General features: G+C 67.2%; 17 protein-coding genes. 4 read left to right on the top strand and 13 right to left on the bottom strand.

The window, feature by feature from the left end; all coding sequences use genetic code 11:
• Positions 1–68 precede the first annotated feature (68 nt).
• Together I5E68_RS16405 and I5E68_RS16400 are read right to left on the bottom strand one after the other, a co-directional pair.
• Complete coding sequence (locus tag I5E68_RS16405; protein ID WP_197166016.1) at positions 69–1,799, bottom strand: M61 family metallopeptidase; 1,731 nt, start codon at positions 1,797–1,799, stop codon at positions 69–71.
• Positions 1,800–1,892: 93 nt separating this feature from the next.
• The gene (locus I5E68_RS16400; protein WP_197166014.1) at positions 1,893–2,369 is read right to left on the bottom strand and encodes an Lrp/AsnC family transcriptional regulator; all 477 of its coding nucleotides are present in this window, start codon (positions 2,367–2,369) and stop codon (positions 1,893–1,895) included.
• A gap of 141 nt (positions 2,370–2,510) precedes the next feature.
• Between I5E68_RS16400 and I5E68_RS16395 the strand changes: the two genes are divergently transcribed.
• Together I5E68_RS16395 and I5E68_RS16390 are read left to right on the top strand one after the other, a co-directional pair.
• Positions 2,511–3,479 (top strand): ornithine cyclodeaminase family protein, encoded by a 969-nt coding sequence (locus I5E68_RS16395; RefSeq protein ID WP_197166011.1) that lies wholly within the window; start codon positions 2,511–2,513, stop codon positions 3,477–3,479.
• Complete coding sequence (locus tag I5E68_RS16390) at positions 3,476–5,587, top strand: amidohydrolase family protein (protein WP_197166009.1); 2,112 nt, start codon at positions 3,476–3,478, stop codon at positions 5,585–5,587. Before I5E68_RS16395 ends, I5E68_RS16390 begins: the two co-directional genes overlap by 4 nt.
• Positions 5,588–5,630: 43 nt before the next feature.
• Here I5E68_RS16390 and I5E68_RS16385 read toward each other — a convergent pair whose 3' ends face one another.
• From I5E68_RS16385 to I5E68_RS16365, 5 genes are all read right to left on the bottom strand, one after another.
• Positions 5,631–6,929, bottom strand: coding sequence for an APC family permease (locus I5E68_RS16385; RefSeq protein WP_197166007.1), 1,299 nt, complete (start codon positions 6,927–6,929; stop codon positions 5,631–5,633).
• Between the two features lie 14 nt (positions 6,930–6,943).
• A complete protein-coding gene (locus I5E68_RS16380; RefSeq protein WP_197166006.1) occupies positions 6,944–8,491 on the bottom strand; it encodes a S10 family serine carboxypeptidase-like protein in 1,548 nt (515 codons plus the stop codon).
• Complete coding sequence (locus I5E68_RS16375) at positions 8,488–9,591, bottom strand: pyridoxal phosphate-dependent aminotransferase (protein ID WP_323982196.1); 1,104 nt, start codon at positions 9,589–9,591, stop codon at positions 8,488–8,490. The genes I5E68_RS16380 and I5E68_RS16375 overlap by 4 nt, the downstream gene beginning before the upstream one ends.
• Positions 9,592–9,754: 163 nt before the next feature.
• Positions 9,755–12,778, bottom strand: coding sequence for a TonB-dependent receptor domain-containing protein (locus I5E68_RS16370; RefSeq protein WP_197166001.1), 3,024 nt, complete (start codon positions 12,776–12,778; stop codon positions 9,755–9,757).
• Between the two features lie 159 nt (positions 12,779–12,937).
• The gene (locus tag I5E68_RS16365; RefSeq protein WP_197165998.1) at positions 12,938–14,449 is read right to left on the bottom strand and encodes a S10 family serine carboxypeptidase-like protein; all 1,512 of its coding nucleotides are present in this window, start codon (positions 14,447–14,449) and stop codon (positions 12,938–12,940) included.
• A gap of 172 nt (positions 14,450–14,621) precedes the next feature.
• Between I5E68_RS16365 and I5E68_RS16360 the strand changes: the two genes are divergently transcribed.
• Both I5E68_RS16360 and I5E68_RS16355 read left to right on the top strand, forming a co-directional pair.
• Complete coding sequence (locus I5E68_RS16360) at positions 14,622–15,899, top strand: aminotransferase class V-fold PLP-dependent enzyme (protein ID WP_197165996.1); 1,278 nt, start codon at positions 14,622–14,624, stop codon at positions 15,897–15,899.
• Between the two features lie 20 nt (positions 15,900–15,919).
• Positions 15,920–17,458 (top strand): S10 family serine carboxypeptidase-like protein, encoded by a 1,539-nt coding sequence (locus I5E68_RS16355; protein WP_228727284.1) that lies wholly within the window; start codon positions 15,920–15,922, stop codon positions 17,456–17,458.
• A 48-nt stretch (positions 17,459–17,506) separates the two neighbouring features.
• Here the strand turns inward: I5E68_RS16355 and I5E68_RS16350 are convergent, their stop codons facing one another.
• From I5E68_RS16350 to I5E68_RS16325, 6 genes are read right to left on the bottom strand one after another with little or no spacing between them, the layout of a single operon-like run.
• A complete protein-coding gene (locus tag I5E68_RS16350) occupies positions 17,507–18,571 on the bottom strand; it encodes a phosphotransferase (RefSeq protein ID WP_197165994.1) in 1,065 nt (354 codons plus the stop codon).
• Entirely contained in the window at positions 18,568–19,782 is a 1,215-nt protein-coding gene (locus tag I5E68_RS16345; protein ID WP_228727283.1) for an acyl-CoA dehydrogenase family protein, read from the bottom strand. The genes I5E68_RS16350 and I5E68_RS16345 overlap by 4 nt, the downstream gene beginning before the upstream one ends.
• Positions 19,779–20,324, bottom strand: a complete 546-nt coding sequence (locus I5E68_RS16340; RefSeq protein ID WP_197165992.1) for a VOC family protein — start codon at positions 20,322–20,324, stop codon at positions 19,779–19,781. The genes I5E68_RS16345 and I5E68_RS16340 overlap by 4 nt, the downstream gene beginning before the upstream one ends.
• A complete protein-coding gene (locus I5E68_RS16335) occupies positions 20,321–21,769 on the bottom strand; it encodes a 2-oxo acid dehydrogenase subunit E2 (RefSeq protein ID WP_197165990.1) in 1,449 nt (482 codons plus the stop codon). The genes I5E68_RS16340 and I5E68_RS16335 overlap by 4 nt, the downstream gene beginning before the upstream one ends.
• 13 nt (positions 21,770–21,782) lie before the next feature.
• Entirely contained in the window at positions 21,783–22,796 is a 1,014-nt protein-coding gene (locus I5E68_RS16330) for an alpha-ketoacid dehydrogenase subunit beta (protein ID WP_197165988.1), read from the bottom strand.
• Between the two features lie 16 nt (positions 22,797–22,812).
• On the bottom strand, positions 22,813–23,802 hold the full coding sequence (locus tag I5E68_RS16325) for a thiamine pyrophosphate-dependent dehydrogenase E1 component subunit alpha (protein WP_197165987.1): 990 nt from the start codon (positions 23,800–23,802) through the stop codon (positions 22,813–22,815).
• Positions 23,803–23,824: the final 22 nt, after the last annotated feature.

Genomic DNA, 23,824 nt, shown 5'->3' with positions numbered 1-23,824 from the left:
GGAATATTTTCAGTTCGATACATCATTAACGCGCAAAGTTGCCGGAAATCTGCCCTCGGGCCATATGCTTACTTGCAATCCGGCTGTCCGGGTGCGGCTTGCCATTGCCAGGCGTCGACGCTCTCGCCGCGCGGAAGATAGGTTAGCTCGAAACGCTCGCCTGCGCGTTCCAGCTGCAAGGTCAGTGTCGCTTCCTGATCGCCCTGCATGGCGTCTTGCGGAAAGCGGTTGAGGATGCGGTCACCGTTGCGCAGGCCCGCCGCATAGGCACTGGACGCCGGATCGAGACCTGCGACCACCCGGTCCTTGCTCAGCAGCACCAGTGGATCGAAGCCGAGGTCGAAACGGCGCAACGGCTTCACGATGCGGGTGAAGCACGGACCGAAGGCATCCGAGGGCACCTCGACCGTCTCGCCGGCAAGCATCGCCTCGAAGCGCGCCAGTCCCGGTGCGCCCAGTTCGCGTTCGAGCAGCCGCTTCCACAAGGCGAGGTCCATCGCGCGCCCGGCCCGTCGCTCGGCGAGCATCTCGCGCACCAGATCGTCGAGCGAGTGCGCGTTGTTCGAGGCCTTGCGGATCTGCGCATCGACACTGGCGAAATAGAGCGAGCCGCGGTCGTAAGGCAGCACGCGGATGCGGGTGTCTTTCCAGAACCCACCGGCGATATCCTCGTTGGGAGTCGCGATCAGGGCATTGGTATAATAACGTCCGGCGGTCGAGTTGAGGTCCTCGAGAAAGGCCTCGCTCGAGATCAGCCCCGCACGCCAGGGCAGCAGGCGCTGGTAGTGCACGGCCAGCCCCTCGCCGAACCACGACATGCCAAGACCGCCCGGCTGATCCATGCTGCCGCTCAGCGAATTGATCCAGGCATGGACCATCTCGTGCGCGAGCAATCCCTTGAGGTCGGTGAGCGGGGTCTGCTCGTCGAAGGTGAAGGCGAAGCTGTCGGTCAGGCCGATGCCGCTGCCCGGATTGGTGCGGTTGGTGCGCGCAAAGACGCCGAAACTGGCGGGGCGCTGGTCGAAGAAGTCGCCGTAGAATCGCTGAAACCGCGAAGCCCAGCCCATCAGTTGCTCGCCTTCGAAGCCGAAGCGCCCCTGCCAGGCGCCGAAGAAGGTGCCCTGTTCGTAAGCGCCGATGTCTCCGACCATGAAGTACATCGAATCGACCTTGGCTGGCGGCAGCGGTGCGGTGCTCGACACGTTGCCTGCCCCCAGGCTTGAAATCGCGCGCACGTCGCCACCCTGCTCCGTTCCTGCACTAGCGAGGTTCCAGCGTACCGAAACGTCGCGCGCGACCTCGTCTGCGGGCAGGACGAGAAAGGCATTGCCTGCGCCGGAAAGCCCGCCCTCGGCGGCGCGCAGCTCGTACTGGGGCGCGGCAAGATCGGGCTGGCGCGGGTCGATGCTCACCCGGTAGGCGAGCGTGACTGCCCCCTCGACGGGTCGCGCGGCTTTCCACGAACGCCGGGCATTGTCGTCGTCGATCGCCTCGTCGCTGGCCTCGACGGGCAGGACCCCGCGTGCGTCGGTGAAGAGCAGCCCGGTCATCGTGTCCGCCGAGGTCACCACCGTGTTTTCCTTGGTCGCGATCGAGACAAGCACACCCTCGGCAGGCGGAGCCTCGATGCGGATCGCGACACCCATCTGCGTCAGGGCGCCCGAAGCCTCGGCCTTGGGACTGAGCGAAATGGCGAGGTCGGGCGCATCTGCCGCCATCGCGGGTGCGGCAACGACGATGGGCGCAAGCGCGCAGGAGAGGTGCAGCGCGGCGCGGCGGGCGAAGTGAAGGGCGATCATGGCGGGCAGGCTATCGCGCTCGCTCGGCAAAGCGATTGCTAATGCAGGCTGCGCTTGGCTGCCGCGCGCATGGATTATGCGCCGGACGCACGATCAGGGGCGCGAGGGCAGCGGCAGGCGATGGGTGCACTTGAGTTCGGACAGCGTCGCGGTCGAGCGCACGTCCTCCACCCCGGGCAGGCGCAGCAGGGTGCGGAAGGTAAAGTTCTGGTACCAGGCGATATTGGGCGCGAGCACCTTGAGCATCACGTCCATCTCGCCGAACAGGGTATAGGCCTCGAGGATCTCGGGCGTGCCCTCAACCGCGTGGACGAAGCGCTCACGCTCGGTATCGGACAGGCGCGACATCTTGAGCTGGGCGAAGATGAACATGCTCTCGCCGAACTTCTCGCGGTCGAGGATCGAGACTGTCTCGCGCACGTAGCCCTCGTCCTTGAGGCGCTGCATGCGCCGCCAGCACGGCGACTGCGAGAGGCCCACGCGCTCGGCGATCTCGCTTGAGCTTTCGGTGGCGTCGGTCTGCAGGCGATCGAGGATCTTGAGGTCGAGGCGGTCGAGTTCTGCTGGCAAGGATTATGCTTCCGGATCGCTTTCGTTGGCTTGACTATGCCATGGCCCTCCCGCCATGCGCAACGAAAGCGCGCAAATATTCCCCGTGCTGCGCTAGTCTAGCTGCAGGTAACAGGACGCAAGGGTGGGCCCGACGAGATCATGAAACGCGATGAACTGGCCGTGTTCGGCGCCGACGAAGTGCGCGAACTGCTTACCTATCCCGACTGCATCGCGATCGTGCGCGAGGCGATGATGGCACTCTCGCGCGGCGAGACGCGCCAGTTGCTGCGCACGATGATCCACATGGGCGAGGGGCGCACCTTCGCGCAGATGCCCGGCGCGCTCTCGGACGAGGGCATGTTCGGCGCCAAGATGATCAGTGTCTTCGCGCAGGCCGACAATCCGGGCGTTCGCCGCCATCGCGGCCTCGTCACCATGTTCGAGCCCGAAGAAGGCCGCCCGGTCTGCGTCGCCGACGCCGAGGAAATCACCCATATCCGCACCGCCGCCGCGACTGCGGTCGCGACTGCCGAACTGGCCCGCAAGGATGCTGGCGTGCTGCTGCTGCTGGGCACCGGCGGGCAGGTCCATTCGCACCTCGCCGCCCTGCCCCTCGTGCGCGATTTCACCCGCATCTTGATCTGGGGCCGTTTGAGCGAGCGCGCCGCTGCCGTGGTCGAGGCCTGGCAGGACAGGCTTCCGGTCGAAGTGGCCGGCGATGCCGAGGCTGCTTGTGCGCACGCCGACGTGATCTGCACCCTGACCGGCGCACGCACGCCGATCCTCCTGGGCGACTGGGTGCGTCCCGGCACGCATGTCAACGTCGTGGGATCGAGCGGGCCGGGCCCGGTCGAGATCGACAATGCGCTCGTCGCCCGGTCGCGCTACATCGCCGACAGCCGCGCCTCCGCGCTCGATGCAGCGGCCGAGTTCCTCGTCGCGCGCGAAGCAGGGGTCGTCACCGATGCGCACATCGTCGGCGAGATCGGCGAAGTCCTGCTCGGCCGCATCGCCGGGCGCGAGAACGACGAACAGATCACGCTCTACAAGTCGCTGGGCCATGCCGTGCAGGACCTTGCCGCCGCCGCCCATATTCACGCCAAGCACCAGGCCCGGAACACCCGATGACCAAGACCCTTCCCTCGCCCCGCAAGACAACCCTCGCCCGCCTGCGCTGGATCGCCTGCTCCGCGCTCGCGCTCGGCGCGGCCTCGCTTCATGCCGAAACCCAGCGCTTCACCGTGATCGACCATGGCGAGGACGTGGGCCATGTGATTGCCAAGGTCGATGGCAACCGCATCGCCATCGACCACGACGTCAAGAGCAACGGGCGCGGGCCGACGATGCGCGAGGCCATCGTGGTCGGTACGGACGGGCTGCCCGAGCGCTGGACGCTTGAAGGCACCTCGACTTTCGGCAACGCGGTCGACGAAAGCTTCGTGCGCGAGGGTTCGACGCTGCGCTGGAACGACAGCACCGGCAAGGGCGCGCTTACGGCAAAGGCCCCCACGCTCTACGTCGCGCAGGAAGGCAGCGCCTTCTCGCTCGGGCTCTACGCCCGTGCGCTCCTCGCCGACGACGACCACACGCTCGCCGCAGCGCCGGGCGGCGTGCTCTCGCTCGAGGAGGAAGCGCCCGTCACGCTCGAGGGCACGCAGTATCGCGCCTTCCTCGTCAAGGGCATCGGCATGACCCCCGATGCGGTGCTGCTCGACGATGCGGGATCGCTCGTCGCCAGCTATTCGCCTTCGCGCGTGACCTTGCGCGAGGACCTTGCCGGTCATGCCGCCCAGCTCTCGGACATTGCCGCGCAGCGCTCGGCCGAACGCTTCGCGCATATCCAGGACAAGGTCGCGCACCACTACGAGGCGCCGATCCGCATCCGCGACGTGCGCGTCTTCGATCCGGCTACGGGCACGCTCGGCGAGCCGGTCTCGCTGCTCGTCTTCGGAGAGCGCATCGCCGCGATCGAGCCGTTCGACAGCCCCGCGACGCCGGGCGAGGTGCTGGTCGAGGGCAAGGGCCGCACGGTGATCCCGGGCCTGCACGACATGCACGCCCACGTCTCGCTGCAATCGGCACTGCTCTACATTGCCTCGGGCGTGACCAGCGTGCGCGACATGGGCAACGACAATGCGTTCCTGATCGACCTCACCGACCGCATCGAGGCGGGCGAGGTCGCGGGTCCGCGCATCGTGCGCAACGGCTTCCTCGAAGGGCGCAGCCCGTACTCCTCGCGCAACGGCTTCATCGCGGGCAGCGAGGCCGAGGCGCTCGACGCGGTGCGCTGGTATGGTGCGCGCGGCTATTTCCAGATCAAGATCTACAACAGCCTCGATCCCGCCTGGGTGCCTGCGGTCGCTGCCGAGACCAAGCGCCTCGGCATGGGGCTGACAGGGCACATTCCCGCCTTCACCAATGCCGACAAGATGATCGCGGCGGGCTACGACGAGATCACCCACGTCAACCAGCTGATGCTGGGCTGGGTGCTCGACCCTAAGGAAGATACCCGCACCCCGCTGCGCCTCACCGCGATGCGCCGCACCGCAGGGCTCGATCTTTCCACCCCGCGCGTGACCCGCACGCTCGATGCGATGGAGCGCGGCAAGATTGCGCTCGATCCGACCGCGGTGACGCTCGAACTGCTGATGAAGAGCCGCGACGGGATCATCTCGCCTGCCGTGGCGGGCTATTTCGACCACCTTCCGGTCGGCGTCCAGCGCCGCCGCCGCCAGGGCATTGCCCCGATCGAGAGCCCTGCCGACGCAGCCGCCTACGACGGCTCGTTCGAGACCATCAAGCAGCTGCTGCGCGAACTCGACCAGCGCGGGGTGACGCTGCTTCCGGGCACCGACGATGCGACCGGGCTCTCGCTTCACCGCGAGCTCCAGATCTACGCCGAGGCGGGCATTCCGGCGGCGAAGGTGCTCTCGATCGGTACGCTGGGCGCGGATCGCTACATGCACCGCGACCAGTCCTACGGCAGCGTCGAGAAAGGCAAGTTCGCCGACTTCGTGCTGCTCGACGGCAATCCGCTCGAGGACATGTCCGCGCTCGACCGCATGGCGATGGTGGTGCGCGGCGGCACGGTCTATTTCCCGGGCGAGATCTGGAGCGAGGTGGGCGTGAGCCCCTTCGCCGATGCGCCCGAGATCACTGTGCCTGCCGCCGAGGCGAAGCCCGTCGCGCTGCATGCGGGCGACGGCGCCGAGACGCACGAGGACTTCGCGTTCTGAGGATCAGGCTCTAGTTGAGGCTGCGGCCGCGCCGGTGGGGAGATCAGCCCCGCCGGCGCGGTGCGTAGCGCCACAAGGCGCCGAGCACGCCCCAGCCCAGCAGCAGGGCATAGGGCCGCCAGTCGGCCTCGAAGCCGACGAAGACGAGGCCCAGCGCGCACAGCGCGCCCGCCAGCGCGAGCACGCGCATCTTCTCGGGCGAAGGGCGGAATGCGGCCTGCGCGTGCAGCTCGGGATAGCGGCGCGCGACGCGTGCGGCGCACAGGCAGATACTCGCGTACTTGACCAGGTTGGGAATGTTGACCGCGAGGAACAGGAAGGTCAGCTCCATCGGCAGGGCCAGCCCCGCGCAGCCGATCGCGAAGACCGCGAGCAGCGCCACGTGCGGCACTTGCGCGCGCGGATGGACCCGGGCCAGCGCGCGCGGCAGCACGCCCGCCTCGCCCATCGCCATGAGGCTGCGGCTGAACATCGTGAAGATCGCATTGAGGCTGGTGCCGATGGCGACGATCGCGGCGAGCACGATCAGCGGCGTCGCGAGCGGCCCCATGAAGCCCTTCGCGCTGGCGAGGATCGGGGCCTCGTTGCCCGCAAGCGCTTCAGGCCCGAGCACACCCAGCGCGACGAAGGCGACAGCGGCGTAAAGCAGCGTCGCCGAGCCGATGGCGAGCGCAATGCCGAGCGGAATGTTGCGCCGCCCGTCGGCCACTTCGGCACCGGCCTCGGTCGCGGCCTCGATCCCGAAGAACAGCCCCATCAGCAGCGGCGCGGCGGCTACGACACCGGGCAGGCCACTGGGCAGGAAAGGTTCGAGACGCTGCGGCTCGACCGCGGTAAATCCGCCCCACAGCGCGAACACGGCAAAGAGCACCACCATCGCGCCGATCATCAAGGTCTGCGCGCGTGCGGCGACGTGGACGCCGACAAGGTTGGCGAGGAGTGCGAGCAGCAGCACCGCGAACATCGTCGGCTTGACCGGCAGTGGCACGACCATCGAGACATAGCGCACCAGGACCAGCGCGAGCACGACCATCGCGCCCATGTTGGCGATGATCCGCATCCAGGCGATGAAGAAGCCGAGAGCGGGGTGCAGGTAGCGCGAAGGCCACACGAAGCTCGCACCCGAAACCGGATTGGCCGAGCCGAGATAGGCATAGCTCACCGCGATCAGGTACATCGGCAAGGCTGCGACCACCACCGAGAGCAGCATACCCGGCCCCGCCAGCGCGGTCGCGGGCGATACTGCCGAGAAGATCGAGACCCCGACCGCGGTGCCCAGCCCCATCGAGACCACGCCCCACAGGCCGATCCCCTGCCGCAGGCGCCCTTCGCGATTACGCATCCCGGCACCTTCGCTCACGGGCAGGTGTCCGCCTTGAGGAATGCGGCGAGGTCGGACTGGAAGCGCGCGCGGCTGCCGTCGTCGGAATAGAACACGTGGCCGCCGACGTAACGCGCGTTGACGTAGCGCTCGCGCGGCAGCGAGGACTGCGCGAAGAGATAGTCCGCCGCGCCGATGGTGGTGGTGGTGTCGTAGATGCCGGTCCCGACGAAGAGGCGCAGGCAGGCATTGTCGGCGGCGTGGCGCTCGACGTCGGCCATGAACGGCCAGTCGGCAAAGGGCGAATCCGCGCTGCCGTAAGTCCAGCCACCCTCGAAGCGGGCCAGCACCTTGTAGTCGGCGGCGCCCGGCGCCTGCAGGTCACTCGCGAGGTAGTCGCTCATCGCCTTGCCGAAGATGGTCGAGATCGGCGAGGAGGGATCACCCGGCATCATGACCGTAACCTCGTCGGGGCGCGGCGCGGTGTAGCGCGCGTCGTAGCGGCCGGTGACGAGGCCCTTGCCGCGAAGCAGCTCGACGCGGAAGCGCTCCTTGGAGATGCGCAAGTCATGCGCGCGATAGAAGCTGGCAGGAATGCCGGTCAGCGCCTCGAGCCGTGCGGCGAGGCGTTCGCGCTCGGCCTCGGGCAGATCGCGCCCCCGGTAGAGCGCGGGCAGGTATTCGCTGCGTGCGAATTGCGCTGCCTCGGCGGTGATCGCCTCGGCATTGCAGCCTTGCCCGAGCATCCCGTGGTAGCAGGCGATGGCCGAGAGCGTGGGCAGCGATACCGCGTATGTCACCACGTTGTCGGGACGCTGCGAGGTCTCGATCATGTTGAGCGCCTGGCCGAGCAGGACGACGCCGTGGACCTGCTTGTCGAGGCCGCGCTCAGCCAGCGCATCGAGCATCGCGACCGCGCGGATCGTGCCGTAGCTCTCACCCAGGATATAGATCGGGGCATCGGTGCGATGGTGCGCCTCGAGCCACTGCGCGACCAAGTCGGCAACCGCCGCCGCATCGCCCGCGACGGTGTTGTAGGGCGCTGCGGCCTCGCCCTCGGGCCGCTGCGAGAAGCCGGTCCCGGGCGGGTCGATGAAGACCACGTCGGCAAGGTCGTAAAGCGCGGCCGAACCCGCGACGATCCCGCGCGAGGTCTGGTCCGCAGCCGTCGGGTCCTGCGGCACCCGCGCCAGACGCGGGCCGAGCAGCCCCATGTGCAGGAAGGACGCCGAGGCGCCCGGCCCGCCGTTGAAGGCAAAGATCACCGGACGCTTCGCGCTAGCCTCGTCTGCCCGCGCATAGGAGAGATACCCCGCACTCGCCGGTGCAGCGCCCTCGCCCGCCGAGACCTCGAAGGTTCCGAGTTCGGCGTGCAACCGGCCCTTGTCGCGCTTCTCGCCAGATCTGCCTGCAGGTGCCTGCATGTCCCTTTCGGCAAGGACCTGCGCGGCAGGTGGCGTGTGTGCCCCCGCCTGCGCAGGCCCTGCGCTAGCCGCGAGCAGGGCGAGTGCGGCGCTTGCCGCGAGGCCCCTGATCCTGTCCCCGGTGCGACCCGAAAGGAGCGGCTTGGTCAATGCGGTCATGCAGTTCTTACCCGGTAGCTTTCACGATAGGTCATCAGGCTGTCGGTCAATGCCTGGAGCCCGTAGTCGAGGCGAGAGGGCTCCATCGCGAAGCCGAGCCGGACATGGCCCGGTGCCCCGAAATAGTCCCCCGGCGCGACAAGTACCCCGCAGCGGTCGGAAAGCCACCCGGAAAAATGCAGCGTGTCCTCCACCCCGACGAGACGCGGGAAGGTGATGCAACCATGTGCCGGCAGCGGCCCCTCGACCAGCTCCTCGGCGAGCCAGTGATCGTGATAGGACTCGATGATCGGGCGCGCGCGCGCGAGCACCGAGAAGGTGTTGTCGCGAAAGCGCTGCGGGTTTTCGACGACCAGCGCGGCCATGCCGTGCGCCAGCGTCGAGATCGCGAACTCGACCTCGCCGGCAAGGCTGCGGATCGGTGCGATCACCGCCTCGTCACCGACGATCCAGCCACAGCGCAGGGTGCTCAGGCCGTAGATCTTGGTCAGGCTGTCGACCGAGAGGAAACGCGACGAGAGCCCGCGCGAGGCGACCGGGCGGGCGCTCTCCCCGGCATAGGGCGCGTAGACCTCGTCGAACACGAAGAGCACGCCGCGCCGCTCGGCGATCTCGGCCAGCGCGCGCAAGGTCTCATCGTCGAGCGCCATGCCTGAGGGATTGTGCAGGTTGCTGATGACGACGAGCCGCGTCGCCGGGCCGATCGCGGCTTCGAGCTCCTGCGGATCTATGCCGTAGTGAGGAGCGCGGCGCTCGAAGCGGTCGACCCCGTTGCCGGTATAGTGCGCAAGGTTGGCAAAGACGTCGAAGCACGGGTTCTCGACGAGGATGCGCTCACCCGGCTGCAGCATCGCGCGGTAGATCAGCGAAAGCGCGCCGGTCGCCCCGGTGGTGGTGAGAACCTGCGCCTCCTCGACCCCGTAATTGCGCGCCAGCGCCGCCACGAGATAGGGGTTGCCCTTGACGAAAGTGCTGGCGTAGCGCGCGGTCACGCCCTCGCCGAAGCCCTCGAGCACGACCTCGCGCAGCAGCGCTGTCGGCTCGGGAACCGAACTCTCGAACAGGCTGACGAGCAGGCTGCGCGAAGAGCTGTTGCGCACGATCGCGCGCCTCACCCAGTTGGCATAGGAAGAGGCTGTCAGGGAATGGGGGCTGGGAGCCATCTGAGCGGGTTCTGCCGGTGAAATGCTGGGGGGAAGCGGACAGTGCCGGGAACCACGTGCGCCGCGCAGCCCTTGCGGACGGCGCGGCGCGCGCGGGTCCTTACATCGTCACCTTTGCACCGATCCAGAAGCGCCGTCCCAGGATGTCGCCATAGGCGATCTGCGGGTACGACGGGCCTTCGTCGGTGAAGTTGTCGACGCCGGCGCGCAGGATGAAGCTGCCTGCATCGAACTGGGTCGAGATCGAGTGCGTCAGGTTGCTGTCGATGATCGGGTTCGGATTGTTCTCGATCGTCGCATCGAAGCGGGCCTTGGTCTCGTCGAGGTAGTAGGCCTGGTAGCTCACGCGCACCTTGCCCCGGGTCCAGTCGAGGTTGAAGCGGCCTTCCCAGGTCGGCTTCGCGATCGTGTTGTCGGTGCGGGTGAAGGTCTCACCGGTCACCGAAGTGGTCAGCAGCGAGTTGTGCGTGGCGTTGACACCGACATGGAAGGTGCCGAGGTCACCGGGCATGAAGGTATAGTCGAGCGCGTAGACCTCGCCGCGGTACTTGACGACACCGGCATTGAAGGTCGTGGTCGTGCCGGTGACGATGGTGCCGCCCGGGTTCAGGCCGTCCGAAGCCGCAAGGCGCTCGAAGGCACCGCAGACTGCCGGGTCCTGATCGGCATTGTCGAAGCAGGTCGCAGCGAAATCTTCGGTGGTGAAGGGCGAGAGGCCGTCCTCGAGGTCGATCTCGATGCGGTCGGCACTGATCGTGAGACCAGGGACGAACGCGGGCTGGAGCACGATGCCATACGTCAGCGTGTCCGAGACCTCGTTGCGCAGGTTCGGGTTGCCACCGGTGGTGACCATTGCGCGCTGGAAGTTCTCCGAGGGGCTCTGGAACAGTGCGAGGCGTTCCTCGGCGCTCAGGCCGGCATTCTCGCCATCGGGGCCGACACCGTAGTCGGGGTTGGCCTGGAAGACGGCAAGGCAGTTGGCATAGCGCACCTGCGGGTTGACGCCGCTGGTGATGCGGTCGGCATCGCAGGGGTCGCGCCCGGTTGACGCGAGCGTGGTGGTGGCGGGCTGGAACAGCATACCGAGCGTCGGCGCGCGGAAGTTGCGGCTGCGCGAACCACGCAGCGTCACCCCGTCGATCGGCTGCCAGCGCAGGCCGAGATCCCAGACCTGTTCCTTGCCGGCGATCGAATTGTCGACATAGCGGCCCGCGGCGGTCAGCTCGAGGAGCTGGATGCCCGGCACGTTCATTGCCCGGTCAACGATCGGGATCAGCAGTTCGCCCGAGAGTTCGTCGGTGTTGTAGCCGGCCGACTGCGCCACTTCCATCGTGCCGCCGCCGAACAGGCCCTGCTGGTTGGCCGCAAGCGGGGTATAGGAGACCTGCTCGTCGCGGTGCTCGTAGGCGACCGAGAACTTGGCAGCACCTGCGGGCAGATAGAACAGGTCGCCGCCGAACGTGGCGAGAAGGTCAACCTGCTCGTTGGTGTAATCAAGACCGGCACGAACGCTCACGTAGTCCTGCGCCGCAGCGCTCACATTGCCGTTGCCGAAGGGGTTGATGGGCGCGCAGGAGGGATCATCGTTGGTCAGATCGGCATCGGCATTGATGCCGCACACGATCTGGCCGCCCGAAAGCACGGCATTGATCGCGTTGTTGTACTTGGCATTGTCGACGTCCCAGCGGCGCTCCTTGCCTTCGACACGGGCGTAGCTGCCCGAAACCGACCAGTAGAAGTCGCGGTCACCCGCGGAAAACTCGCCATCGAGGCCGAGCAGGGCGCGGTAGGTGTCGTTCTTGTAGCCCTGGGTGTTGTCGGGGGTGAGATCGTAGAAGTACTTCGAGAGGAACAGCGGTGCGCCGAAGGCGAAGCCGGGGTTCGCGGCGGCGAGCGTCGCGCGGGCTTCGTCGGTGAGGTAGGGGTTGGCTGTCGTGAAAATGACGGGGCCGGCATAGGAGCCATAGTTCAGGATCGTGCGGCTCTGGCCCTGCGGCAGTTCGGTGCCCTCGGTGTGGGCATAGAGCATCTCGGTACGCAGGGTGATCTCGTCGGTCAGGTCGTAGTGGCCGATGAGGTTGGCTGTGAAGCGCTCGACCCCGGTGCGCAGGCCCACGAGGTCGCGGTAGGGGAAGCCGTCGCCGCCGCTGGCGAAGGGAATGCCGACATTGCTGCCCGGATCGAAGGGGACGACGTTTCCGCTGGGATCGAACTGGAGCGCGGTGCCGTTCGACTGGGTCAGGAAGCGGGTAAAGGGCGCAGGCGTGTTGAAGATCACGCCGTTGCCGTTGAACGGCCAGAAATGGGTGTCGAGCTGTTCGACGACAGAGGGGATGCCGTCGTTCGGGCCGCCGTCGTTGGGGTTGGAGACGGTGAGGCGGCCGAGCGCGGAAAGCGGGCGATCGGCAAAGCGCAGCAGCGGCGTCTTGGCGTAGTTGACGTCAAGCGCGATGTTGCCGCGCCCGCCGCCGAAGTTCATGCCCGCCGTGCCGCGCAGCGAGTAGGTGTGATAGTCTCCGCGCGAGGAAATGCCGTTCTGCGCGTCGAGTTCGATCCCTTCGAAATCGTCCTTGAGCACGTAGTTGACGACACCGGCGATGGCATCCGAGCCATAGACCGCCGCGCCGCCGCCCTGGACGACTTCGACACGCTCGAGCAGGCCGAGCGGGATGATGTTGGCATCGACCTGCGCATCGCCCAGACCCGAGGAGGTGGTCACCATGCGTCGGCCGTTGAGCAGTGTCAGCGTGCGCCCGGCGCCGAGGCCGAAGAGATTGGGGAACTGCTGGCCCGAGCCGCTGCCCTCACCGCTGTTGTCGGCCTGGTTCAGGGCCTGGCTGTTCGAGGTGAGCTGGTTGAGCGCCTCGGAGGCAGAGATGTAACCGCGATCGGAAATGACCTGCTCGTCGACGCGCAGCAGCGGGGTGCTCTCGTCCGCACGGTCGCGGCGGATGCGCGAGCCGGTGACGACGATGTCTTCGGACGACTGCATCGTGGCGGCATCGGCGACACTTTCCTGTGCCATTGCCGGTGCTGCGCCGAACACCAGCGCCGTGGCGGCGGTGGTTGCCATGAGTGCGGCAAACCCTGCCTTGCCGCCATGAACGCGTGACTTGTCGATCATTTCCTTGCCCCTCAAAGTTGCCCGCCCGCTCGTTGTCGGGTCCCGGGCCTGCCATGGAGCCATGGTAATCGAAGGTGGCAGCAAGGGGCTTGCGTAATTGGTGAATACGCCAGCCTCGTTTGCATCGTGAATCTACATCTCGGCAGGCTTGAGAATTTTCTATTCCCGGTTGGCGGCATCGGGAGAATTGCGGAAGAAGGAAGAAACATCCTTCGCAAATTGCTCAGCCTGTGCCGGGTCCTCGTACATCATGTGGCCGCCGCGATAGCAGTGCATGGCGATCCGGCGGGCCTGCGCGGGCGGGAAGTCGGCGGCGGCCTCGCGGTTGGCAGCGCAGCCATTGAGCGAATCGTAAAGACCGATGGCGACGAACACGCGCATCGCCGGGTCCTTTTCCAGCGCCCGCGCGACCCAGGGCTGCGAGGCGCTTGGCGGCCCCTCCCCCGCCATCGCCCTTGCCAGCGATTCCTTCGTGATCGGCGACTGGTCGTACTGCCAGGCCGAACCGACCGGCAGCTTCGCCCCGTCGATCCCGGCATAGGCCTCGCCACCCGCGGCCTCACCCGCGATGCCGAGGCCGTCCCGGTACCACGCGAGGATCGCATCGCTGCCCAGCGCCTCGTCCTCCTCCTCGCCGGTGCGGCGCATGTCGAATATGCCCAGCGTCAGCCCCTTGTCGGCGAGCAGGGCCTGACGGAAAGCGCGCGGCGAGACCCAGAGCGTTTCAGCGTCGATCTGTGCAGGCGCCAGCCCCATGAACCGGGCAAGGCCCGCCACCACCCTGGCGCGCGCTGCATCGTCGAGGGCCGCCGGATCACGCAGCGCAGGATACCAGATTTCGCGCGCGAAGCGCTCGGAAGCGGCCAAGGCAGCCTCGGGATCGGCGGCGAGCGCAGCGTCCGCCTTGCCCAGCGCCAGCGCGGTGGCGGTGCGGTTGGGCAGGCTCAGTGCGCGCATCAGCGAGCGGTCGCGCTCCTCGCCCATCGGGATGCCGCCCGAGATCAGCGCGATGCCCGCCACCGGTTGCCCGGCATCGATCAGCGCCTCGGCCACGCCCGAGGCGCGCCACGTGCCGAAACTCTCGCCCACGAGATAGACCGGCGCTCCTTCGCGCCCATGCGCGGCGAGCCAGTCGCGGATGAAGCGCACGGTCGCATCGATGTCGCCGGTGGTTGCATAGAGCCGCTTCGCCGCAACCTCCGAGGATACGCGGCTGAAGCCGGTGCCCGCAGGGTCGAGGAACACGAGGTCGGCTGCGGCAAGCGGGCTCTCGCGATTGTCGGCGAGGCTTGCGCCATCGAGCGTGCGCGGCCCGAGCGCGTGGAACTGGAGCAGACGCGAATCCGCACCCGGCCCGCCATTCCACACGAAGGCGACCGGGCGCTTTTCACCTGCACGCGCTGCAGCAAGATAGTCGGTGTGGAACAGGCGGGCGAGTGCAGTGCCGTCATCGGCCTCGACTTCCAGCCAGCCCCCGCAGGCGCGATAGGCGAGCGGTCCTTGCGGCGTGGACAGGCTCGCCCGGACACCCTTCGCGCCCTCATCGCACTGCGGCAGCGGTGCCTGCGCGATGCTGTCGCCCTTGCCGGAAGGCCCTGCGTGCTGGCATCCGCCGAGCGCAAGGGCAGCTAGAAGCGGGGCGAGTGCGAGGCGGGTCTGGCGAGGGATCATCGATGGCCTTTCGGATATGCGCGTCGGCTCAGCCTAGCCCATCGCAGGAGGCAATTTTATGCGCAAGGGAGCACCAAGGCCATTGCCCGCAGGCCGATTTGCAGCTTGGCGTCATGCCTTGTGCCTGAAAATGAGCAATTTCTATGCATCGACTAGCGACTAGACTGCGCAAATGATCCAGCGCAACGATTCGTCCCGCTCGCCCGCGCTCTCGCGCCGCACGCTGCTGCGGGCCTCGACCTTGGCCCCGCTTGCGGCAGGACTGGCCGGACCTGCTCTCGCCGCCGCCGGCAAGACCCTGCCCGGCTCGCTTGCGCGCGAAGGCGACTTCGCACCGCTGGCGCAGACCTATCTCGATTCGGGCACGATGCACCCGGTCCCGCTCGGCGCGAAGGCATCGCTCGACACGTACATGACCGCGCGCAGCGAGGGCCGCAGCTGGTCGAGCCACGATACCGAAGTGCGCATCAAGGGCGCCTTCGCACGGCTCATCAATGCCGCGCCCGAGGACCTTGCCTTCGTCCAGAGCACGACCGCGGGCGAGCAGCTGGTGATCGAGGCGCTCGACCTGCCCGCCGCCGGGGGCAGCGTGGTGACCGACACGCTGCATTTCTTCGGCTCGTTCTGGCTCTACCAGCAGCTGGGCGAGCAGGGCGTCGACGTGCGCTGGGTGCGCCCGGTCGAGGGGCGCATCGATCCCGAGGCTTACGAGAAGGCGATCGGCCCCGACACGCGCCTGGTCAGTGTCTCGCTGGTCTCGACCTACAACGGTTTCGAGCACGACCTCGCGCGGATCTGCGAGATCGCCCATGCCCATGGCGCGATGGTCTATGCGGACATCATCCATGCCGCGGGCACGGTGCCGATCGACGTGAGGGCGAGCGGCGTCGATTTCGCCGCAAGCGCCTCGTACAAGTGGCTGATGGGCGATTTCGGGCTGGGCTTTCTCTACGTGCGCCCCGACCGGCTCGCGGCGCTCAAGCGCCCGCGCTACGGCTACTACCAGCTCGCGAAGTTCGCACCCCACGTCTATCCCTACGATGCTCCGGGCGAGACCATCGCCGACATGGCCCCGCGCGAGGATGCACAGGGCATGTTCGCGATGGGCACGCATTCGCACGCGGTGATGGCGATGCTCGACTGGTCGCTCCCGCGTCTGCTCGAGCTGGGCATCGACAACATCGTCGCGCACCGCATGCCGATGCTCGAGCGGCTCCACGCGGCACTGCCCGCCAAGGGCTATTCCGTCGCGACCCCGCGCGATTGCCGCAGCCCGCTGTTCACCTGCGTGTTGCCCGATGCCTACAAGCGCCTGTCCGAACCGCTCGACAAGGCGGGCGTGAAGATCACGCTCAGCCGCAACCGTTTCCGGGTCTGCCCTTCGTGGTTCAACACCATGGACGACATCGAGCGCCTGATCGACGCGCTGCCCGCCCAAGATCCCGCCTGAACAGGAAGACAAAGCACGCCATGACCACAGGCACCCTTTCGCTGCGCCCCGGCCTTCGCGCCCTTGCTCTCGCCCCTGCGCTCGCTCTCGCCGTCCCGCTCGCCACCGCACCGGCCATGGCGCAGGACGAAAGCCTGCCGATGCCGCCCGTCTTCCTCAAGGCGATGGAACCGATGGTCGAGCGCGACACCGCGAGCGACAAGCGCATCGTCACCCGCCACGAGACCCGCATCGCCGGGCGCAAGATTGCCTACGAGGCCATCGTCACCGAGACGCCGGTGACGAACGAGGCGGGTGAGAAGGCCGCCGTGGTCGTGACTTACGCCTACGTCGCGAAGAACGCGCCCGGCGGGGCTCGCCGCCCGGTGCTGTTCGTCTTCAACGGCGGGCCCGGCGCGTCCTCGTCGCCACTGCACATGTCCGCCTTTGGCCCGGTGCGCATCGTCGAGCAGGAGGGCCGCAAGGCCTCGCTGGCGAAGAACCCGCACAGCCTGCTCGACGTCGCCGATCTGGTGTTCATCGATCCCCCCGGCACCGGCACCAGCATGCCGGTCAAGGGCGTGGACGCGACCGGGCTGTTCTCCGTCGAGGGCGATGCGCGCGCGGTTGCGCAAGTCGTCCAGACATGGCGCGAGGCCAATGGCCGCACCGATGCGCCCTTCGCGCTCGTCGGCGAGAGCTACGGCACCGCCCGCGCGCTGGCGATGCTCGGGGCCGAGCGCAAGCATGACCTGCCGCTGCCCGACGGTGTGGCGCTGCTCTCGCTCGCGATCGGTGACAACACCGGGCCGGTGATTTCCGAGGTGACGCTGCTGCCGACGCTCGCCGCAGTCGCCTGGTATCACGGCGCGATCGACCGTCAGGGACTTTCGGTCGCGGACTATTTCGAGAAGGCGCGCACCTTTGCGGAGGGCGACTACGCCAAGGCGCTGATCGCAGGGGCCGCGCTGCCCGCCAGCGAACGCGCGCGCATCGCGCAGCGCATGTCCGACCTGCTCGGCCTGCCTTCAGAGAGCTTCGAGAAAACCGGGCTGCAGCTGGACCGCCAAGCCTTCATGCTCGGCCTGCTCGCCGACAAGGGACTGCGCACCGGCCAGCTCGATGGCCGTGCGACGCGGCTGATTTCACAATCGAACATGCACCCTCCCTTCGACGATCCCTCGATGACCTTGGGTGGCGAGACCGGAACGCTGCTCAGCGACTACATCACCCGCGATCTCGGCTATGCCCTGCCCAGCACCTATCGCACGCTAAACCTGGGCATCAATTTCAAGTGGGGCTGGGGTCGCGGGCAGGTCTACAGCACCGCGCGCTTCACGCCCTATCTTGTCGATGCACTGGCGCAAAAGCCCGGTCTCAAGCTGATGACGGTGGGCGGCTATTACGACATCACCACCCCGCTCGCCGCCGGACAGTTCGCGCTCGACCATGCCGGGCTCGCCCCGCAGGACCGCACGGTCAAGGCCTATGCGGCCGGACACTCGGTGTTCGAGGACGAGGCGGAGCTTGCCAAGCTCTCCGCCGACATGCGCGTGTGGGCGGCAAGCCTGGGCAAGTAGGATGCGAGGCCCGGGCGGCAGGTTTACTCGCCCGGGCGCTCACCGGTATTACTCGCCGCGCGCCGCCGCGAGCGCGAGCCGTGCCAGTTCGGGGAAGGCCTCGGCCCGCTCGCGCGCCTGAGCGTTCGACGCCGTGCCGCGCAGCACGCGCCCCTTGATCCCGTGGAAGATCGCGGCAAGGCGGAAGAAGTTGAAGGCGAGGTAATAGCGGTAGTCGGGCAGGCTCTCGCGCCCGGTGCGCCGGCAATAGGCCGCGACGTAGTCCTCCTCGCTCGGGATGCCGAGCGCGGCGATGTCCGCCCCGCCCAGCCCCGCGACGATATGCGGGGGCATGCGGTACATCATCGCGTGATAGGCGAAGTCGGCCAGCGGATGCCCCAGCGTCGAGAGCTCCCAGTCGAGCACCGCGAGAATGCGCGGCTCGGTGGGGTGGAAGATCATGTTGTCGATGCGGAAATCGCCGTGGATCACCGAGGATGCGCCGTCGTCCTCGGGCATCTCGGCTTCGAGCCAGTCGATGACCGCATCCATGTCCTCGTTGCGCCCGGCAAGCTCGTCCTCGCGGTACTGGCGCGACCAGCGCCCGACCTGCCGCGCGAAGTAATTGCCCGGCTTGCCATAGTCGCCAAGGCCGATCGCCTCGGGATCGAAGCCGTGCAGCTGGGCGATGGTCGCGTTCATCGCATCGAAGATCGCCGCGCGCTCCTCGTTCGCGACGCCGGGCACGGTCGCGTCCCAGAAGATACGGCCCTCGACCATCTCCATGACGTAGAACCAGGTGCCGATCACCGTGTCATCGGTGCACAGCCCGTAGACCTTGGCCACCGGGAAGCCCGCCGCGTGGAGTGCGCTGAGCACCTTGGCCTCGCGCTCGACCGCGTGGGCGCCCTTGAGCAGCTCGCCCGGCGGCTTGCGCCGCAGGACGTAGCTGCGCGAAGGGGTGACCAGCTTGTAGGTCGGGTTGGACTGCCCGCCCTTGAACTGCTCGACCTGCATCGGCCCGGCATAGTCCGCGACCTGCGCCTTCAGCCAGCCCTCGAGAGCGGCCTCGTCGAAGGCAAAACCCTCGCGCACCGCGGTGGTGCCGGTATTGGCTTCGACAACGCTGGTCATGACGCCTCGTTCGCCTTCTTCCATTCGCGCTTGATCTTCTTGGCGAGGCTCCACTTGTGGACCTCGGTCGGGCCGTCGTAGATACGAAAGGCACGCACCTCGCGGAAGACCTGCTCGACGATGGTGCGGTCGGTGACCCCGGTGCCACCCATGACCTGCACGCAGTTGTCGGCGATCTTCATCATCGCCTCGCTGACCGAAACCTTGGTCATCGAGCTTTCGACCGTCCCGAGCGAGCCGGTGTCGAGCACCGCCGCGCACCAGTCGATCATCAGTTCGCACTGCTCGATCAGGATCTTGTTCTCGGCGAGCATGAAGCCCACGCCCTCGTGATCGATCAGCAGCTTGCCGAAGGCCTCGCGGCGGCAGGCATAGTCGGTGGCGATCTCGTGCGCGCGGATGCAGGCGCCCAGCCAGCGCATGCAGTGCGAGAGGCGCGCCGGCGAGAGGCGGACCTGTGCGTACTTGAAGCCCTCGCCCGGCTCGCCCAGCATCTGGTCGGCGGGGATGCGCATCTCGTCGATGGTCAGCGTCGCGTGGCCGCCGGGCATCGAGTTGTCGATGGTGTTGGGGATCTCGTCGATGCGAATGGCGTCATCGGGCAGGTCGACGAGGAACATGCAGGCGCCGCCCTTGGTGTCCTCCTCGGCGCTGGCCGCCATGACGATCCCGACCTTCGCGCCCTTGGCGCCGGTGATGAAGGTCTTGCGCCCCGAGACCACCCAGTGATTGCCGTCCTTGCGGCAGGTGGTCTTCATCATCGAGGGATCGGAACCCGCACCGCCCCATTCGGCCGGCTCGGTCATGAAGAAGGCCGAGCGCGCCTCGCCCGAGACGAGCGGCGCGAGGAAGCGCTCCTTGAGTTCGGGGCTGCCGACGTGGCCGATGAGGTACATGTTGCCCTCGTCGGGCGCGAAGGTGTTGCACGCGAGCGGGCCGAGCGTCGAGAGGCCCGACTTGATCAGCACATAGGCGGTCTCGCGCTGGGTGAGGTGCGAGCCGTCATCGCGGATATGCGGGGTAAGCACGCCCGCCGCACGCGCCTTCTCGCGCATTTCCATGACGAGCTCGTCGGTCGGAGCACCGTGATGATCGCGCCTCGTGTCCTTCTCGTAGGGCACGACGACCTCGCGCACGAAGGCCTCGACCTTCGCGCCCATGTCGAGCGCGTAGTCGCTGATGGCGCCTGCGTTGGTCTGGAGAACGGTCATTGCAGCACCCTCACCGGATCGCTGCCGTCCCAGTCGCGTGCAGCATCCTTCATCATCTGGAAAAGACCTTCCGAGCCGCCCATCGGCTGGAGGTACTCTATCACGAATCCCGGGCCCTGGCCCGGATCGACGTAGATCACGCCGCCATCCTCGCCCACGGTACCCTCGACGATGATCTCGGCCCCGGCCTCGGCACAAGCCGCGCGCGCCTCGTTGATGTCCTTAACGAAGACGCAGACATGGTGCAGGCGGTCGCGCACGGCATATTCGCCGTTGTAGAGCGAAGGCGCATCGCCCTCGCACTTGATCAGCTCGATCTGGATGTCGCCCCAGTAGCCGATCGCCATCGTGAACGGTGCGTCGACCGGCTGGCCCTTGTACTTCATGTCGCCAAGGCGCACATCGTTGAGCACGAAGAACGGGCCGACACCGACGGTCTCGATCCAGTACTTCATCGCAGCGTCGAAATCGGTGGGGTAGTAGGCCAGCTGGATCACGTCGCCCAGCGCCTTGAGCGGTCCCGGCTTGATCGGGCTCGTCATGCGAAAATTCCTTCGGGTTTCTCGATCAGGTCCTTGAGCGTCGCGAGGAACTGCGCGCCCGCTGCGCCGTCGATGGCGCGGTGGTCGACCGAGAGGGTGAAGCTGATGCGGTTCTCGAAGGCGATGCCTCCGGTGGCGGTCTCGACGGGCTGGCGGCTTGCAGCACCCACGGCGAGGATCGCGCCCTGCGGCGGGTTGATGATCGCATCGAAGTTCTCGATGCCGAACATGCCTAGGTTCGAGACCGAGAAGGTCCCGCCTTCCATGTCCTCCATCGACAGGCCCTTGCCCTGCACCTTGTCGATCAGGCGCCGCGTCTCGGCGGCAAGCTGGTCGATGCGCATGAGGTTCGCCTGGCGCACGACCGGGGTGACGAGACCCTTGGGCCCTGCGACCGCGATCGAGACGTCAGCATGCGGGAAGCGGTGGATCTCCTGCCCGTGGACCTGCACGTTGACGTCGGGATGGCGCACCAGCGCCATGGCCGAGGCCTTGACGATCCAGTCGTTGACCGAGGCCTTGCAGCCCAGCACGAGGTTCGCGCTCTTGCGCATCTCGAGCAGGGCATCCGCGCTTGCCGACATGCGCAGGTAGAAGTGCGGCAGCTCCTGCTTGGCCTGGGTGAGGCGCTGGGCGACGACCTTGCGGATGCGGTCGAAGGGCACGATCTCGGGGCGGTTTTCACCGGCGACGAAGTCGGGCGTGCCGATCGAGCCCGAAGCGGGCTTGGGCACCAGTGCGAGCACGTCGGCCTTGGAGATGCGACCGCGTGCGCCAGTCCCGGTCACGCCCGAAAGCGAGATGCCGTTGATCTTGGCGATGCGACGCGCAAGCGGCGAAGCGAAGACGGCGAGATCGTCCGGCTCGACCGCGACCGGCCCCTTGAGCGACGGCGAGGCCGTCCCGCGCAGTGCCTTGACCACGTCCTGGTGCGTGATCCGGCCCTCGCGGCCCGAACCCACGATATCCGAGATATCGAGCGCTTCCTCTTCGGCGAGACGCAGCGCCTCGGGGCTGATCGGACGGTTGGTGTCGATCTTGATGCGCTGCTTGGGCGCGCTCGCGGCCTCGGCCACTTCGGGCTCTGCGCGCGGCGTGCTTTCGCCTTCGCCCTTGCCCTTGGACGCACCTTGCGCGACGCCGCCCTCGGCGGGCTTGAACCCGGCGACGAACGCCTCGATCGCATCGTCGGGATTGCTGCCGTCGTCGAAGACGGCAAGCAGCGCACCGACAGGCTCGGCCTCGCTGCCACCGCCGATGACGATCTTGCGCACCGTCGCGTCGTACTCGGCCTCGACCTCGTTGGTGATCTTGGCGGTTTCGATCAGGCACAGCGTATCGCCGCGCTTGAAGCTATCTCCCTCGCTGACCATCCATTCAGCGATGGTCCCCTCGGTCATCTCGATGCCCCATTTCGGCATCGTGAAGGCACGGATACGGCTCATGTCCGGCTCCTCCTCAACGGTATTCGAGAGTCTTGCGAACCGCAGCGGCAACCTTGACCGGGCTCGGCAGGTAGGCGCCTTCGAGTTCGCGCGCGAATGGCACCGGCGTATGCGGCGGGGTGACCATCTCGATCGGCGCCTTGAGGCTGGCGAAAGCCTTGCTGGCGACCAGCGCGGCGATGTCGGTCGCGAGGTTGCAGCGCGGCGGTGCCTCGTCGACGATCACCAGGCGCCCGGTCTGCTCGACCGAGTCGAGGATCGCCTCCTCGTCGAGCGGGGAAGTCGTGCGCAAGTCGAGCACGTCGCAGCCCACACCATCCTGCGCGAGATCGTCGGCGGCGGTCTCGGCGTAGCCGACCATCATCCCGGTCGCGACCACGGTCACGTCCTCACCCGCACGGGCAAGGCGCGCGTGGCCGAAGGGGATGCAGAAATCGGGGTCCTCGTTGACCTCGCCGCTCATCCCGTAAAGGAACTTGTGCTCGAGGAAGACCACCGGGTCATCGTCGCGGATCGCCTGGCGCAGCAGGCCGCAGGCATCCTCGGGCGTGGCGGGCATGACCACCTTGATGCCGGGCATGCCGGTGACGAACTGGCTGATCATCTGGCTGTGCTGCGCGGCGGCGTTGTAGCCCGCGCCGCAAGGCATGCGGATCACTGCCGGGCAGACCGACTTGCCGCCGAACATGTAGCGGAACTTGGCGATCTGGTTCCACAGCTGGTCCATGCACACGCCGATGAAGTCGGCGAACATGATCTCGGCGACGGGGCGCTTGCCCGCGAGGGCGAGACCGCCTGCCGCACCCATGATCGCGCTTTCCGAGATCGGGGTGTCGATCACACGCTCGGGACCGAAGGCGTCGTAGAAGCCGGTCGAGGTCGACCAGATGCCACCGATGGCCTCGGGGCCGCCCGCGGTTCCCATGCCGCCTACGACGTCTTCGCCGAGGACGACGACGCGCTCGTCACGCTGCATTTCCTGGAAGATCGTGTTGCGGATGGCGTCGCGATACATCAATTTTGCCATTGTTCTCGCTCCTGCCTCAGTAGCTGATGTAGACGTTGTCGAGGACGTTCTCGGGCTGCGGGCGCGCAGCGGAGCGCGAGGCTTCCACCGCGTCCTCGATGGCCTTGAGCGTCTCCTCGTCGATCTTGTCGAGATCCGCATCCTCGAGCAGCGCCGCGCCGGTCACGTTCTTGCGGAAGATCTTGATGCAGTCGCGCTCGGCCCGCAGGCGATCGAGCTCGCCCTTGCCGCGATAGCGCTGCGGATCGCCCTCGAAGTGGCCGAAGAAGCGCTCGGTGTCGAACTCGACCGCGGCCGGGCCATTGCCGGGCACGCGCACGTATTCGAGCACCTCGCGGAAGGTATCGTAGACCGCGAAGAAGTCGGTGCCGTCGGCGCGCCACACCTTCATCCCGAAGGCCTCGGCGCGGCTGGCGATGTCGTTCTTCGTGCCGACCGCGTAGTCGTCGCCGGTGTGCTCGGAATAGTGGTTGTTCTCGAAGACGAAGATCGCCGGCGCCTTGGTCACGACGGCGAGGTTCATCGCCTCGAAGGTCGTGCCCTGGTTGCAGGCACCGTCGCCCGAAAAGGCGATCGAGATGGCCAGTTCGCCGTTCTCGTCGGGGCCGTCGATCTTGTTGGATAGCGCCGCGCCGACCGCGATCGGCGCGCCCGCGCCGACGATGCCGTTGGCGCCGAGCATGCCCTTGTCGATGTCAGCGATGTGCATCGAGCCGCCCTTGCCGTTGCAAAGGCCTTCCTGGCTGCCCCAGATTTCCTTCATCATGCCCTGCACGTCGCAGCCCTTGGCGAGGCAGTGGCCGTGGCCGCGGTGGGTCGAGACGATCTTGTCACGCTCGGTCAGGTGTTCGCACACGCCCACCGCGACCGCTTCCTGGCCGCAGTAGAGGTGGGTGAAGCCGGCGATCTCGCCAGTCTGGATCTCCTCGTGGAGCCTTTCCTCGAATTCCCGGATCAGCTTCATCTGCCGATAGGCGCGGGTCAGTGCCTCGCGGTTCAGCTGCATGGAAAATCCTCTCTCTCGTTAA

This window comes from Novosphingobium aureum, assembly GCF_015865035.1.
In the GTDB taxonomy this organism is placed as follows: Bacteria; Pseudomonadota; Alphaproteobacteria; order Sphingomonadales; family Sphingomonadaceae; genus Novosphingobium; species Novosphingobium aureum.
The sequence above is the reverse complement of the archived record's forward strand: the minus strand, read 5'-3'. Positions and strand labels throughout refer to the sequence as shown.

Excerpts from the sequence above, each read along its gene's own strand:
- I5E68_RS16405 (WP_197166016.1), bottom strand. The coding sequence starts at position 1,799 with ATGATCGCCCTTCACTTCGCCCGCCGCGCCGCGCTGCACCTCTCCTGC.
- I5E68_RS16395 (WP_197166011.1), top strand. The coding sequence starts at position 2,511 with ATGAAACGCGATGAACTGGCCGTGTTCGGCGCCGACGAAGTGCGCGAA.
- I5E68_RS16390 (WP_197166009.1), top strand. The coding sequence starts at position 3,476 with ATGACCAAGACCCTTCCCTCGCCCCGCAAGACAACCCTCGCCCGCCTG.
- I5E68_RS16385 (WP_197166007.1), bottom strand. The coding sequence starts at position 6,929 with ATGCGTAATCGCGAAGGGCGCCTGCGGCAGGGGATCGGCCTGTGGGGC.
- I5E68_RS16380 (WP_197166006.1), bottom strand. The coding sequence starts at position 8,491 with ATGACCGCATTGACCAAGCCGCTCCTTTCGGGTCGCACCGGGGACAGG.
- I5E68_RS16370 (WP_197166001.1), bottom strand. The coding sequence starts at position 12,778 with ATGATCGACAAGTCACGCGTTCATGGCGGCAAGGCAGGGTTTGCCGCA.
- I5E68_RS16365 (WP_197165998.1), bottom strand. The coding sequence starts at position 14,449 with ATGATCCCTCGCCAGACCCGCCTCGCACTCGCCCCGCTTCTAGCTGCC.
- I5E68_RS16360 (WP_197165996.1), top strand. The coding sequence starts at position 14,622 with ATGATCCAGCGCAACGATTCGTCCCGCTCGCCCGCGCTCTCGCGCCGC.
- I5E68_RS16355 (WP_228727284.1), top strand. The coding sequence starts at position 15,920 with ATGACCACAGGCACCCTTTCGCTGCGCCCCGGCCTTCGCGCCCTTGCT.
- I5E68_RS16350 (WP_197165994.1), bottom strand. The coding sequence starts at position 18,571 with ATGACCAGCGTTGTCGAAGCCAATACCGGCACCACCGCGGTGCGCGAG.
- I5E68_RS16345 (WP_228727283.1), bottom strand. The coding sequence starts at position 19,782 with ATGACCGTTCTCCAGACCAACGCAGGCGCCATCAGCGACTACGCGCTC.
- I5E68_RS16340 (WP_197165992.1), bottom strand. The coding sequence starts at position 20,324 with ATGACGAGCCCGATCAAGCCGGGACCGCTCAAGGCGCTGGGCGACGTG.
- I5E68_RS16335 (WP_197165990.1), bottom strand. The coding sequence starts at position 21,769 with ATGAGCCGTATCCGTGCCTTCACGATGCCGAAATGGGGCATCGAGATG.
- I5E68_RS16330 (WP_197165988.1), bottom strand. The coding sequence starts at position 22,796 with ATGGCAAAATTGATGTATCGCGACGCCATCCGCAACACGATCTTCCAG.
- I5E68_RS16325 (WP_197165987.1), bottom strand. The coding sequence starts at position 23,802 with ATGCAGCTGAACCGCGAGGCACTGACCCGCGCCTATCGGCAGATGAAG.